Consider the following 14,866-nt stretch of genomic DNA (forward strand, 5'->3'; position numbering starts at 1 on the left):
TTTCCTATTTGTTAGACAGCAGCAATTGTGAATATTGATACTCCTTAATATTGAAAAGACTGTTTAAAAAAGGGCCGTATAGTGAAGTGTAGACATTGTTTCGCTGCAACTTTTCGAGGTTCATTTTCCATACATCAATCATGCTTATTTCAGTTTGTGAAGAGGGCACATTCGAACTTCCTCCTTCAATGTTAAACTCTGTATTGTCTTCTTGATGGAAGCTTTGATCACTTCTGATTCCTGTCATTTTCGCATCACATATGATGAGCCTTGCCGATGTATCCCCCCTAAGAAGCCTTCCGATAACCTGCTGCACTTTCACAAAAGTCATCCAACACAAATCACTTAGTTCTTTTTCTGTCAAAAGGTTTGCATATAAGGGTTTGCCGGCTAGGCCACGCATGAATCCTTGGGTTTTCTGTCTTAACCGTCTTATATAAGTTTCGTACTGGAGTCCTTGTTGGAGCAATTCATCTCTATATTGCTTCTCTTTTTGGTGCATTAAAATAAAGTGATTTATTGGATCATCAACGTTGTAATAAGGACGGATAAACAAACAGATCGAACCAAAATAGGAGCGGTGCGTCCTGCCGGGCTCACGTTGAACGATATTATACCCTCGTGAGATTACATCAATAGGAGCTATGACGACGTCATGTCCATAATCAGGGATATCCTCTATTTCCGTACGCAGGATGGTCGGAAAGGGATAGCTGTATTCGGCAGCTTCGGGTGGCCGTACTACACAACAAAACCGCTTGTCCCATGCGTGCGCCTGATTCATAGTCTCAGCCACCACTAATCCATCTTCATAACTGGCAACCACGATTAGTACTTTCCTTGGCTCATCGTTGTTTTCATGGTGAGTTAATTCGTTCTCGAATAAGGGAAGGTGGTAATTTGTAATTTTTTGTAGCGCTCTTTTTCGTTCCTGGTTATACTGCCCGCTGACATAGGCCAAAGTTCCATATTCTGTCGTGTCCGGAACGTAAGATAGGAATGTTTCTATAACAGGTGCTGGGCTACTTGTTTTCAATGTCTGCGAAACTCGAATCGGCAAATGATGATGAGGACTTTCATCAGCGACGGATGTGCCAGAGAGTGCAATGATAGAAGGCCCTTCAATTCTCACAAGTTGCTGATCCTGTAAAATCCTTTTAGGTTTTATGGATTTCATCCGAGCATTCATTTCAGTCAGTAATAATCTAGTGTTTCCATGGTAACGGGTTGCTCGAATTTCGTACCCACTATTTTTACTCTTCTTTACGATTCGGTAGCCCAAACTAACCCCCGTTGAAGGTTTCGGTAATAATTTCATTAGAGAACTACGGGGACCAAAGAACGAAACGAAAGACTCATCAAAGGGGATATCCTCTTTGATGAATGGGTAGGCGTGAACCAATTGTCTGATATGCTTTTCAAAAGCATGTAGATGAGATAGAAATACTAAGTATAGCCATGATCTTTTATAAGCGGACAGTTCTTTCGTTTTTCGGCGAAGATTTACGGATACCGAGCCGAACCATTCGGTTTCTTCATCAAGCAAAATCTTTAAATAGGATTGTTCTAATTCGTCTAAGCGGTCCATATCGTTTTCATCGGAACTGATGGGCGGGATATCTTTCATCAAATCGAGAAACTGTTGTGCTAACTTTTCTGGAACGGATACAGGCTGAGAGTGAATAGATTCATCATCAAGCAGTGTTAGAAAATAACGAAGCGATGCAGTACCTTCATTCTCTTCACGCCATGTAAAAAAGCTGTGGAATTGGTTCGCTGACTGAAAGAGACTGAATGTATTTCTGGACAAACCTTCAATAAATGGCTTATTCATTTGTAAGAATCGATTGAATACATGAATTTGCTTGATCGTGTCTAGCGTTCCCATAACCATGGAGGAGAAAGCTTGTTGGCTCATTTTATCTTGTCGATTAAATCCAAGTTCTGAGAAAATGGTTTGCAAACGTGGTAGTGGCGCGTTGGCATCTCCGGATAATGTTATCTCTTCTGCACAGAAACTATCAAATATGCCCATAGTCTCATCGACTTCATCAATGAATAATAGGTCAAGGTTATTAAACATTGCTTCCCCGATAGAGGTTCTTCTATTTGTCAACATGCGAGGAGCATGTGTGCTATGGAATGTATAGGGCGTTGTGATCCATACACCGGGTTTTGTCATTTGTCTAAAACCCTTCATCATGCCACAAGAAGTAAAGTAAGGACAAATGGGTTCGCGTTTTTCCTTAGGTTCATCAATTTCATCTTGACTATCATGTGATGGGTAGCAAGTTACCTTTAGGTCATAGTTTTGACAAGGAAGGGTATTGCGCTTTATTCCTTGAAATCTGTCACCAAACCTTACAAGAAGCAAACATGAGTCACTTGCAACGGCTTGAGTTTCGGCAAAGGCATCGAGTTCACCAATAGACTTACATCCTTTAATTTTTTTCATCATATAATCGGAGTTGTGCTTTGAGCGATCTCGTGTCCCAATTATGGCCGTACTAGGTATACCGAACCCAGTCAACACTTCGTGAGCATCAAGTGCACGTGAGACGGTGCTAAGCATGTATCCAGCTTGAATGGATAGGGATTCCTTTCTGAAGATACGGAATAATTCTTCTTCGATCAGGGAGTTCTTTCCAGTTCCAACGCCTCCTACAACATGCTGAATTCCTTCTGAATAATAGATATCTTGGACTTGTGTCCGTTTAGCCTGAAGCTGCCATTTCACTCCCATTTCTTGAGCGAGGTCTGTTCTCTCGCTTTCAGATACACGTCTTCCTAAGCGTTCTTTACGGATTTTTTGGGATAGGGTTGGGAAATGTTCATCTGCAGCCGCAAGTTTCATTTGTTCGGGACTGAAATAGAAAGAGAAAAGATTCTCATAGCTATCGTATTTCTTCCTTTTTACTACATAATCACCAGGAACAATTGAACGGACTTCGGGAATAGAGGAGGCAGGGTACTTGGTTAATAGCTTGATAATAGCCCAGAGCCTCGGATTTCTCCTGATAAGCCTTCCTGCGGAATGAGAATGATATGGTACTCTGTTTTTAAACGATTCAAGATTAGTTAACTCATTGTAGAGTTGCGTATACTTTCTCTCTACACCTACAACTTCATTTCGCAGCCAATCAATGGATGGTCTTTGAATTTGGAATTCTGATTCGTATAAGGAGAATAAACGGTACTCGGGAGATAGTTTTGAATAAAATGTAAGACATTCTTTCCAAGTTTTCTCGCGCCCGTAAGTATCTCCGAATCGTTGTCGAAGACTTTCGAGTAATTCAAGTTTCCAAGTGCTGAGAAATTGTTGGCCAAATACGTTATGACCCGTTAATATGGTCCAGACCTCATGAGTTGCTGGTCGATACTTTAATGCAGAAGCAACAGTCAAAATAAATTCTACATCAAGTGCTATTCGCGACCATTGCTTAACGGCGGCAGTTCGTTCCTTTTCACCGGTATGATCAGGGACATAGATGGCTCCTTCTTTATCGAGTAAGGTCTCAACTACACGATTAAATTGTTTGACCATTCCTTTTTCGTAGCGCATTGTAATCATCTACCCCCTTGAGACCCAGAGTGCCAAGCTGTTTCGAACAACCTGATACCACTTATACTCTGATACAATTTCAAGATGCTCCAAGATATCAGGTGATAGGATCTGCTGCACAATTCTTATATAATCGGTATGTCCCGATTGCCGAATCGTATCGGAAGGGACAACGATATAAGTCTTTTCCAGCTCTCCTTTTTTACGAAGGAAATTTTGTTGTGCCAAGTCTTCTCCCAAAATGAACGGGTTTAAATAATCTTTTATGTCAGCCTGAATAAACGGTTCACCATCCATTTCATACAACAAATCTACGCGGTCAAAATCTGGATTTAGTTGTAACGAGATCATTTCTTCCTCTAGATTAATCTGTGACGCAATACGGCGCTCTTCGATGCCTGGGATACGGATATAGCGATGTGCATAGTTGGAAAGGGTTAAATATCTCGTTTTGCCACGGATTATTTGTTGAAAAGGTTCTTTATTTATGCGGAAAACATCTATGTTGTGTTGACAGCGCCAATGAATGCAGTGGTAAGTATCTTGAGAGTAATTCATTGACCCTCCGCAATGAGGACAGAGCGTGATTTCTTGGTGATGAGAAGGGATAGGTGTGAAAAGAAATCGTAAATTGTCAGCAACTCCAGCAATTTGTTGGAATGGTTCAAGCATATCCTCAACTTCATGGACTTCCCAAATCATGGGGCGATCTGAAGAACTCAGAATATCTCGTAGAGCGATAAAAGCATGATGGACTTTATAACTGATTGCAACCGGCAAGCCAATAATGCATTTCATAAGTTGAGAATAGCGAATGGCTCCTTCAGAGTCGTAGGCCTCTCGTTCTTTCAAAAGCTCATACCAGATAGGGTGGACTCTATTATTACTGGGGTCTATGACTGGTAAAGGTGCACCGGAGACAAGTTGTGAAATGGCATCAGAACCGAGTTCAGTGACTGGTTTTTTCAAGAAACCGATAAGTGCAAATTCCGTTGAAGGAGTATAGTGTTCATTCTCGTAAGCTTCTTTTATGAACGATTTACATGAAGCAGAGAAGTTATGCATGAATTCATGATGCAATCGAGTACGAGGGTCGGCATTATGAGCGTCGATCCATGATTCAAGATCGATACATTGTTTGACAAGGGCAAGGAAAGACGACTGAAGAGAGAGGTCATTGGACAATTGGGCTTTACCCCCATTTCTTAGATCTATAACAATATTTCGAGGTATAATTGTAAATTCCTACAATTTCAGTAATTTTCAACTGATACAAATACGATAACAAAACAAATTGACAATAGGTTGTCATGAAACATATGTTCTATGGCTCGATGTAGGTAATAAGTGAACTATGTTTCAGGAGTATTGGGAAACTTATGATAAAGCTCGTATGCTAACATTACCCATGTACATTTAAAATCGGATAATTCTTAGCATCACTTTACTTCTTCAATTATAATATTGGTGCGTGTTGCGAATCTTAGGGCAATATTAAATTGCACCTTTCTGCAACAAATCGACATTTTCTCGTTGGTGTCATTTATAACGGTAGCGTTGGTATAATTTTTGCTTAATTACACCGACCATATTGAAAAGCACCACTAACGTTTTTTCAATTAATGAGGTTTACTTGACATCATGGTCCATCATGCTAAACTTCGATTTAGGTAGAGAAATATGTAATCTAAAATAGAAATTATCAGGAGAAGTTCTGTCATGAATCCAATAGAAATTGAAGCAGCAGTGTCTGATTTGGCGATTCAACCTTTTGACAAGGAAGAATTTCCATTCGCATTTCTTCGGGCGTTCGGGAACAAAGAGACGACTATTAAGCGTTTGCGCTTTGGTGAATCAAATAAGTCGGACTTATGCGGCGTACTACAGACGAATAATATTCATATTGTGGTTGCTCAACTTGGCGAAGTTAGTGAGACCCTTGTAGCACTAAAAGATAGCCGGGCAACGACCAGAGCAAAAGCACGTTACATCCTTGCCACTGACGGGATAGAGTTTCAGGCAGAGGATCTTGAGTCAGGCGAAACGATAGTCTGTGCCTATCAGGATTTCCCTAATCACTTTGGCTTTTTTCTAACACTTGCTGGGATCACGACTGTAAAGCAACTTCGTGATAGTTCTTTCGATATTAGAGCTACGAGCCGCTTAAACAAGCTCTATATAGAGCTTTTGAAAGACAATCCGCAGTGGGGATCTACTGAAAGGCGTCACGAAATGAACCATTTCATGGCTCGTCTTATCTTCTGCTTTTTTGCTGAAGATACTGGAATTTTTTACAAAGATCGTTTGTTCACTGAAACCATCGAGCAGATGAGCGCGCATGATGCCTCGAATGTGCATGAAGTAATGAGCGAAATTTTTCGCTCCATGAACACAAAGGATCTTGACCGCGAAAAAGCAAAAATGCCACGCTGGGCTGATGTATTTCCTTATGTAAACGGGGGACTCTTCTCGGGTAATGTAGAAGCGCCAAGGTTTAGCAAGATCGCACGTTCCTACCTGCTTCACATTGGTGGCTTGGACTGGAGGAAGATCAATCCAGATATTTTTGGTTCGATGATACAGGCGGTGACGGACGATGAGGAACGTGGTGCACTAGGTATGCACTATACGAGTGTGCCAAACATTCTGAAGTTACTCAATCCTCTGTTCTTGGATGATTTGAGAGCGCAGCTTGAAGTTTCTGGGGATAACCCTCGTATGTTACTTAATCTGCGCAAGCGTCTATCGAGAATTCGGGTTTTTGATCCAGCCTGCGGCTCAGGTAACTTTCTGGTTATAGCTTACAAGCAGTTGAGGGAGATTGAAAACACTATCAACGAGTTACGCGACGAACACGGGCGTGAGAGTGACATACCGTTGACCAACTTCCGTGGCATTGAACTGCGTGACTTTTCAGCTGAAATTGCGCGTCTCGCACTCATTATTGCTGAATACCAGTGCGATGTGCTTTATCGAGGACCAACATTGGCTTTAGCTGATTTTTTACCGCTCTCATCCGACAACTGGATCACCTGTGGGAATGCTCTCCGATTAAATTGGCTTAGCATCTGCCCGCCTACTGGAACAGGGGTGAAGCTACATGCAGATGATCTTTTCAGCACACCATTGGATCAGGCGGAAATCAGCTTCGAAAATGAGGGTGGAGAGACGTACATCTGCGGGAATCCGCCTTATCTTGGGAGTCAAGGACAGTCGGATATGCAAAAGTTTGACTTGCAATCGCTCTTTGAGGCCCGTACTAGCAACTGGAGATCACTCGATTACGTTGCTGGTTGGTTTATAAAGGCGGCTGATTATGGTGCAGAGACCAATTCATCTGCGGCATTTGTATCCACTAACTCCATCTGTCAGGGACAACAGGTTCCTATACTTTGGCCGTTAATTATGAAAACTGGGTACGAAATTGCGTTCGCCTATAATAGCTTTAAATGGGCGAATCTAGCAAGTCACAACGCTGGTGTCACAGTCGTTATTGTCGGGATTTCGAATCGTCGTGTGAACGCAAAGCGGTTGTTTTCAATTGCAGACGACGGTAGAGCGATAGTCAGAGAGGTCGAGCATATCAACGCTTATCTGGTTGCAGGACCTGACGTTTGGGTAGAAAAGCAATCAACCCAAATTAATGGATTAGATATCATGATGAAAGGCAGTCAACCGACGGATGGCGGACATTTGCTGCTCACACGCGATGAAGTGAAGAGCCTAGGTATTACAATGGAGCAGCGAAAAAAATTTGTACGACGCATTTTCGGTTCCGCCGAGTTTATTCGAGACTTGGAGCGCTATTGTCTTTGGATTGATGAAAGGCAAGTTAATGAAGCAATGTCGATTCCCTCACTTCGACAGCGAATCGAAAAGGTTCGTTTGATGCGGCTTGATAGTCGTAAAAAAGCAACAGTCACATTGGCAGACCGACCATACCGATTTGGTGAGGTTCGACAGAATGGCAATGAAATTTTAACAATTGTTCCGAGTGTTTCTTCGGAGAGTCGTGAGTATCTTCCTGTAGGACTTGCGTCTGAGGGTACGATAGTAAGTAATCTTGCTTTTGCGCTGTTCAATGCCCCCCTATGGAATATGGCCTTGATAGCGTCACGTCTTCATCTGGTGTGGGTAGCAACCATCTGTGGAAAGTTAAAAACCGACTTCCGATATTCTAACACGATGGGGTGGAATACGTTTCCGGTTCCCTTACTGACCGAGAAAAACAAGATAGATCTCATTCGATGTGCAGAGGATATCCTGCTAGCACGAGAGGTGAACTTCCCGGCGACGATTGCCGACCTCTATGACCCAGACAACATGCCTTCCAACTTGCGTGAGGCGCATGAGCGTAACGATGAAGTACTGGAACGCATCTATATTGGCCGCCGTTTTCGCAATGATACGGAACGGCTAGAGAAATTGTTTGAACTTTACAACAAGATGACGACACCTACCAATCCGGTTAAGAAAGCCAAGAAGGAGGCAAGCCTATGACATACGGAAATAAATCTATTCCCACCATTTCTGTATCCTACGCTCGTAGCGGAAGTTCGAACAAGTCCAATGCCATGGGAATGCGAATTATGCAGGAACGCGTCTATGAGCGGCGTGGTGAGCCGTATCTACTTATAAAGTCGCCGCCGGCATCTGGCAAGAGCCGGGCGCTAATGTTCATCGCCCTCGACAAACTACACAATCAAGGACTCATGCAGGCGATCATTGTGGTGCCAGAAAAATCGATCGGTTCGAGTTTCAACGATGAGCCGTTAAGCCAATTTGGCTTTTGGGCCGATTGGAGTGTAGAGCCCAAATGGAATTTATGTAATGCTCCAGGCTCGGATAATGGTGGTAAGGTTAAGTCCGTTGGCGCGTTCCTCGAGAGTAATGACAAGGTATTGGTTTGTACTCACGCTACATTCCGGTTTGCTGTCGACGAGTACGGAATTGAGGCGTTTGACAACAGGCTAATCGCCGTGGATGAGTTTCATCACGTTTCAGCCAACCCAGACAACAAACTAGGTCTGCATCTCGGGCAGTTCATCGCCCGTGATCGCGTTCATATGGTGGCTATGACTGGTTCCTACTTCCGTGGCGATGCTGAGGCAGTGTTGGCCCCTCAAGATGAGTCGAAGTTTGATGTCGTTACCTACACTTATTACGAGCAACTCAATGGCTACGAATATCTGAAGCAACTCGACATCAGCTATTTCTTTTACTCCGGCTCATATACCGAAGATATCCTCAAGGTGCTTAACCCGACTGAAAAGACCATCATTCATATACCAAACGTGAATTCACGCGAGAGTACCAAGGATAAGATCAGAGAGGTAGAACACATCATAGAAGAGTTGGGGGAATGGCAGGGGACTGATGCTATCACCGGCTTCCAGCTAGTCAAGACGTCAGATGGCCAAATTCTGCGGATAGCCGATCTAGTGGATGACGACCCGACTAAGCGTGATCGGGTTTCCACCGCGTTGAAAGATCCTGTTCAAAAGAACAACCGAGACCATGTAGACATCATCATCGCCCTCGGTATGGCAAAGGAAGGCTTTGACTGGATTTGGTGTGAGCATGCACTGACGGTTGGATATCGGGCGAGTCTCACTGAGATCGTGCAAATCATCGGCCGTGCTACCCGTGACGCACCAGGTAAAACCCGTGCTCGATTTACTAATCTGATTGCCGAACCTGACGCCTCCGAACAGGCTGTTATCGAGGCAGTAAACGATACTTTAAAAGCTATTGCTGCCAGCTTATTAATGGAGCAGGTACTTTCTCCTCGTTTTGAGTTCAAGTCGAAGAATCCAGAAAATGGTCCAGTGCATGGGTTTGACTATGGTGACGATGGTTATGACCCAGAAAAGTGTAATGTAGGCTTCAATCCTGAAACCGGACAATTGCAGATCGAGATCAAGGGCCTCTACGAACCTAAGAGTGAGGAAGCTGTGCGCATATGTCGAGAGGATTTGAATGAAGTTATTGCGACTTTCGTTCAGGACAAGAACACAATTGAGCGCGGTTTATTTGACAGTGAGATGGTGCCAGAGGAGCTGACTCAGGTTCGGATGGGGAAGATTATTAAGGAAAAGTACCCCGAACTCGTTATGGAGGATCAGGAAGCGGTACGTCAGTACGCTATCGCTGCCCTCAACTTTGCGCAACAGGCCAAACAAACTATGCTTAGCGGCACTGGGGGCAGCAACGAACCGGCAGCTAACACTGCCCTAATCGACGGTGTACGCAAGTTCGTAATGGACGTGCGTGAACTGGACATTGATCTTATCGACCGTATTAATCCTTTCAGCCAGGCATATGCGATTCTCGCCAAGTCGTTAAGCGAAGACAGTCTGAAACAGGTTGCGGCTGTTATTGCAGCCAAGCGGGTAAGTATTTCCTACGAGGAGGCCAAAGAGCTTGCTGAACGGGCACTGAGATTCAAGAAGGAGCGCGGGCGACTACCAGAAATACATGCACAAGATCCATGGGAGAAGCGCATGGCTGAAGGTATAGCAGCATTCCAACATCATCATGCACAAAAGAAGGCAGCGGAGGGGAAATAAGTGTCTAAGCTTTCTGATGAAGAACTACTTGAAGCGCTTGGTCTGGACCAAGAAGTAGTGAAAACTAGTCCTCATACATCACGTGAGGAACGCATTATCGCTGGATTTGAGGAAATTCAGAGATTTTTCGAGCAGTTTGGTCGTGCTCCACAGCATGGTGAAGACAAAGACATCTTTGAGAGACTGTACGCAGTGCGACTCGATGGACTACGTGAGCAGGAAGAATGCCGGGCTCTTCTTGTATCTCTAGATAACCAAGGTTTACTAAATGGATATGAAATTACAACGGTTCACCCCACGGAGCCAATGAATGATGATGAATTACTCGCCGAACTGGAAGGTACATTGGGTTCTTCAAGCATTACAAAACTGCGCCATGTCCGCTCCCAAACCGAAATACGGGTGGCCGAAGAAATCGCCAATCGTCAAAAGTGTGAAGACTTCGATCAATTCCGACCACTATTTGAGAAGGTAGAGAGTGAACTGAAATTAGATATTCGTCAATCGAGGCCATTCGGTAAGGATGCGAGTGTCAGCACTGGTGACTTCTTTATATTAGGTGGCCAACTTGTTTATGTGGCTGAGAAGGGTGATGAATTCAGAGCACCAAATGGTCATCCTGACGCGCGGCTTAGAGTTATCTATTCGAACGGTACGGAAAGTAATCTCTTACTCAGGTCCTTGCAACGCGCCTTATACAAAGACGAAGCTGGACGCCGCTTGACAGATCCTGAATTAGGACCTTTGTTCAGCCAGAACTGGGATGAAGATGATATTGAAAGTGGTACAATCTACGTTCTTCGCAGTTTGTCTGATAACCCCTTCGTATCGGAGCATCGCGAGCTAATTCATAAGATTGGTGTAACTGGTGGAGAAGTGGAAACGCGTATCGCAAATGCAGCGCATGAGTCAACCTTTCTGTTGGCGGATGTTGAAGTCGTAGCCACCTATAAACTGGCTAATATCAACCGAAGGAAACTCGAGGGGGTTTTTCATCGTGTTTTTGCACCAGCTCAGCTCGAGCTTACCATCAATGATCGCTTCGGCCACCCCGTAAGACCGCAGGAATGGTTCCTTGTTCCGCTGCACGTAATCGATGAGGTGGTGAATCGGATACTAAATGGCTCGATTACAAATGTGGCATATGATCCTGGTACAGCCAGTTTGATAAGCAGGGAAGAAAGTTAAAGTCTTAAAATAGTCTAAAAAATTTTTGAGAAAAGAGTTAAACACAGAAGGAGTCTTGGAAAGTTTCTATGGCTCTTTTCTGGCAGTCTTCAAATCGGTTTATGCAATTTACAACATTACTTAAACCCTAACTTTATAATTAATTCTAAAAGAAGTTTTGTTTTAAATCTGTGAGTAGTTCTTTAAATATATCTGAATGGTCACTTAGTGGTCACAACTGTTAGGTATGACCATTTTATAATTTAATTATGTCCTTTATATAGCACATAAATGTATATAAAGCACGTAAATTCATGCTTCTAACCTATGTTCTATATAATGAAAATTTAACGCTGGGACCTGACTCTGAATTGGAAGCGATGAGGTCATAGGTTCGATCTCCCTAAGCTTCACCATATTATAATCATCAAATTTCTTTGTTTTATATGGAGAAGATGTCGCTGCAAGATATCGCCTATTTTGCAATTGGGGAAGGAATGGGGACGAAAATTCAAAATCATACATCTGTCCAAAATGAGCAATTGCAATTAGAACTAATCTATATCAAACCTAAGGAGACGACTACGGTTGTCTTTTTCTTTTTGCATTTTTGTTATCGTACAGGACTAAAAGATCAGTTTGTCGAAATAACAAGAAAGGAAAAAAATCTATAGGAACATACATTCCATGACATTCAGCGGACTAATCAATATGATTAAATTAAATTAACAATGATAGTGTGGAGGGGTTAGGATGGCATTTCTCAAATGTTCTGAATGCTCGAATATGCTTAAAGCAGTTCAACTTTCTCATAAGATCAGTCAGAAAGGGGAACAACGAACGCTTGAGTATTCTCCAACCGGAATAAAATGCTCAGATTGGACTCCTGTGAAAGATAATTCCGGTGGATTGGAGGAAGGAATCTATTGCCCAGCCTGTTGCGCTATCGTTCCATTGGAGAACGAGGAGATTTCGCTTTGCGAGGATACGCGGATACCAGGCGTAGTTAGCCAAGAATTTTCATCCGACGACGTATTGGAAAGGCTGAAAAAGCTGGCCGAAGAAGAAACTGCCGAGATTTATGTACATACGTTACCGGCGAAAGCCCCCATTTTTGCGGAAATTCCTGAATCCACCCCTGAACCTATCAGAGAAGCATTGCTTCGTATGGGGATCGAGCAGTTGTATATCCATCAAGCGCAAGCAGTAGATGCAGTGCAATCAGGATCTAATGTGGTTTTGGTTACTTCTACGTCATCCGGAAAGACATTGTCCTACAACTTGCCGATCTTAAGTCATCTATATAATCATCCTATTGATCGGGCGTTGTACATATTTCCAACAAAAGCACTTGCTAATGATCAGTTGGATCAAATCAAACGCTTTGGCAGGGGCCCAACTTCAGATCAGTCCTCTTTGGATGAGTGGTTTGAAATGCAATTGGACTTGGTGGATCGTACCATTCATATCGGTCGATTAGATGGAGATACAGAGAATGGGCCAAGGCAACGTATTATGGAGAATGCCCAGGTATGGATGACGAACCCGGATATGATTCATTACTCCATTCTCGGACAGGTGCAGAAGTTGAAATATGCATCGGGTCAGCACATTCGGAACTATCTTCGGAATCTCAAATTTATTGTGCTCGACGAGATGCACATGTACCGCGGTACATTTGGAAGTCACGTCGCTCTCGTACTTCGACGTCTTCTTAAGGTTTGTCGAGAACTTGGAAATACACATAATATCCAATTGATTACAAGCTCGGCCACGATTGAAAACCCAGAAAGATTAGCTGAGGATCTTACCGGACTTGAGGGTTTTGTCCTCATCAACACTGATGGCTCAGCTCATCAGAAGAAAGATATTGTACTCTGGAATCCTGGGATGTCTACCGGCGAACAAGTGCGCCGTGCACCAACAACCGATGCAATTACGATGGCCAAACAGATTATGACCGTTGATCAGAAGGTAATCAAGAGCATTATTTTTCAACCTTCTCGTAGTCAAACGATGGTGTTCACTCGATATATCAAGGACGTGCTGCGTCAACCTCTACGATTATCTAAGGATAAAGTAGAAGGAGAGAAACTAGCAGCCTTCTATACGGGGATTTTGCCCAATGAGACTCGTAAAAGAATTATTGATCGACTAAAGTCTCATGATATTCATGTCATTATAACGACGAATGCACTGGAAGTCGGAATCGATATTGGGGATTTGAGCCTAGCCGTTCTAGTTGGATATCCAGGGTCTAAGGCAGCTTTTTCCCAGCAGATAGGACGTGTTGGACGCAAAGGTGAGGGGGTTGCCATTCTAATCTGGCAGGACGATCCACTACAACAATATTACATGCGAAATCCTCTTGAATTTATTCATAAGGCGCCAGAAGTGGTAAGAATTAATCCCACTAATTACAAACTGCTGTCTCTTCATCTTCCATTACTGAAAGAAGAGATAGGTCGGGAAGTAACGGCAGTTGACTTACAGCACATGTTTCCTTCTTTGCATGAAGATTATGTCCGTTCCTTACTCCAAGTAGCTTCGGCGTCAGCAGCAGATGAGGAGGCTGTTACGGATAAGAAATTTGGTCTTCGCTCGATATCGGGGCAAAATTACAGTGTAACGATTCGGGGGCAAAACCAAGTGGTAGTGGACGGTTTGGACGAATGGAGCGCATTTCGAGATTTTCATGAAGGGGCTATATATTGGACTCCCGGTGACCGTGCCTACAGGGTCGATTCAATAAATCGCAGGAAAGGAGAAATCATTCTTCTTCCCATCCAGGAATTAACCTATCATACTCAGTCTACTTATCGCGATGCCATTGATATTCTACAGACGTATCAAAAGCAGGACATGAACGGAATAAACATGGCTTATGGTGAACTTGAAATTAAAAGAAGTGTGTTCGGTTATAAGAAGGTTTATTTTGGGCAAAAGCACGATTCTGAGCAGGTTCAACTGGAACATCCCTATGTAACGAGATTTGCTCCGGAAGGGATGTGGCTAACTTTATCGGACTCGCAATGGGCGCATTTAAAGAACAACGTCCAGGAATGGGCAAATGAGAGCAGACCAGTTGATGCATTGGCTGAGGCATCCCTACACGCTGCAGGACACGCGATGACCTCGGTTATCCCAGATATGATTATTTGTGATACGAATGATTTTACTGGCTTTTCAGCAAGCGGAATGACAGCATTCGCCAGTAGACTTGTAATAGGCTTTTATGGTGAGAACGGTTCTGGTCTTGGGACCATTGAAGCTATTTATGAGAATATCTCTAAAGTCATACACAAAGCGCTAGAGCTTATTCAAAGCTGTCCATGTGCTGAGGGGTGTCCTAGCTGCGTACAGCTCCCTGGTAAAGGAAATATCGATTTGTTTAAACCGGGGGCTAAAAGACTGCTGAAGACTTTGCTTGAAGGGAACGAATGACACATGCCTGTAATCTGCTCAACTTGCGGAGGCCATAAGCCTTACGGAGATTTCGTTCAAATTAGTTATAAAGCAGATCCTCAGGGCTATTACCGAGAGATTCATCAACGTGCAAATGGTATAC

At 43.4% G+C, this 14,866-nt stretch carries 6 protein-coding genes; 4 read left to right on the top strand and 2 right to left on the bottom strand.

Annotated elements, in window-relative coordinates:
• Positions 1-4: 4 nt before the first annotated feature.
• Together DX130_RS03140 and DX130_RS03145 are read right to left on the bottom strand one after the other, a co-directional pair.
• Positions 5-3,571 carry a hypothetical protein gene (locus DX130_RS03140; RefSeq protein ID WP_116042758.1) on the bottom strand — a complete coding sequence of 1,189 codons (3,567 nt, stop codon included), beginning with the start codon at positions 3,569-3,571 and terminating at the stop codon, positions 5-7.
• Positions 3,572-4,747 carry a restriction endonuclease-related protein gene (locus tag DX130_RS03145; RefSeq protein WP_116042760.1) on the bottom strand — a complete coding sequence of 392 codons (1,176 nt, stop codon included), beginning with the start codon at positions 4,745-4,747 and terminating at the stop codon, positions 3,572-3,574. It lies immediately after the preceding gene.
• Positions 4,748-5,281: 534 nt separating this feature from the next.
• On the opposite strand from DX130_RS03145, the gene DX130_RS03150 reads away from it, so the two are divergent.
• The 4 genes from DX130_RS03150 (at position 5,282) to DX130_RS03170 (ending at position 14,742) form a co-directional block, all read left to right on the top strand.
• Positions 5,282-8,062, top strand: a complete 2,781-nt coding sequence (locus DX130_RS03150) for a class I SAM-dependent DNA methyltransferase (protein WP_116042762.1) — start codon at positions 5,282-5,284, stop codon at positions 8,060-8,062.
• A complete protein-coding gene (locus DX130_RS03155; protein WP_116042764.1) occupies positions 8,059-10,131 on the top strand; it encodes a pseudomurein-binding repeat-containing protein in 2,073 nt (690 codons plus the stop codon). The genes DX130_RS03150 and DX130_RS03155 overlap by 4 nt, the downstream gene beginning before the upstream one ends.
• A complete protein-coding gene (locus tag DX130_RS03160; RefSeq protein ID WP_116042766.1) occupies positions 10,132-11,319 on the top strand; it encodes a GIY-YIG nuclease family protein in 1,188 nt (395 codons plus the stop codon).
• Positions 11,320-12,051: 732 nt separating this feature from the next.
• Positions 12,052-14,742 (top strand): DEAD/DEAH box helicase, encoded by a 2,691-nt coding sequence (locus DX130_RS03170; RefSeq protein WP_116042769.1) that lies wholly within the window; start codon positions 12,052-12,054, stop codon positions 14,740-14,742.
• The last annotated feature ends 124 nt before the right edge of the window (positions 14,743-14,866 follow it).

The organism is Paenibacillus paeoniae (assembly GCF_003388735.1).
GTDB classification, from domain to species: Bacteria; Bacillota; Bacilli; order Paenibacillales; family Paenibacillaceae; genus Pristimantibacillus; species Pristimantibacillus paeoniae.

Excerpts from the sequence above, each read along its gene's own strand:
- DX130_RS03170 (WP_116042769.1), top strand. The coding sequence starts at position 12,052 with ATGGCATTTCTCAAATGTTCTGAATGCTCGAATATGCTTAAAGCAGTT.
- DX130_RS03155 (WP_116042764.1), top strand. The coding sequence starts at position 8,059 with ATGACATACGGAAATAAATCTATTCCCACCATTTCTGTATCCTACGCT.
- DX130_RS03150 (WP_116042762.1), top strand. The coding sequence starts at position 5,282 with ATGAATCCAATAGAAATTGAAGCAGCAGTGTCTGATTTGGCGATTCAA.
- DX130_RS03140 (WP_116042758.1), bottom strand. The coding sequence starts at position 3,571 with ATGATTACAATGCGCTACGAAAAAGGAATGGTCAAACAATTTAATCGT.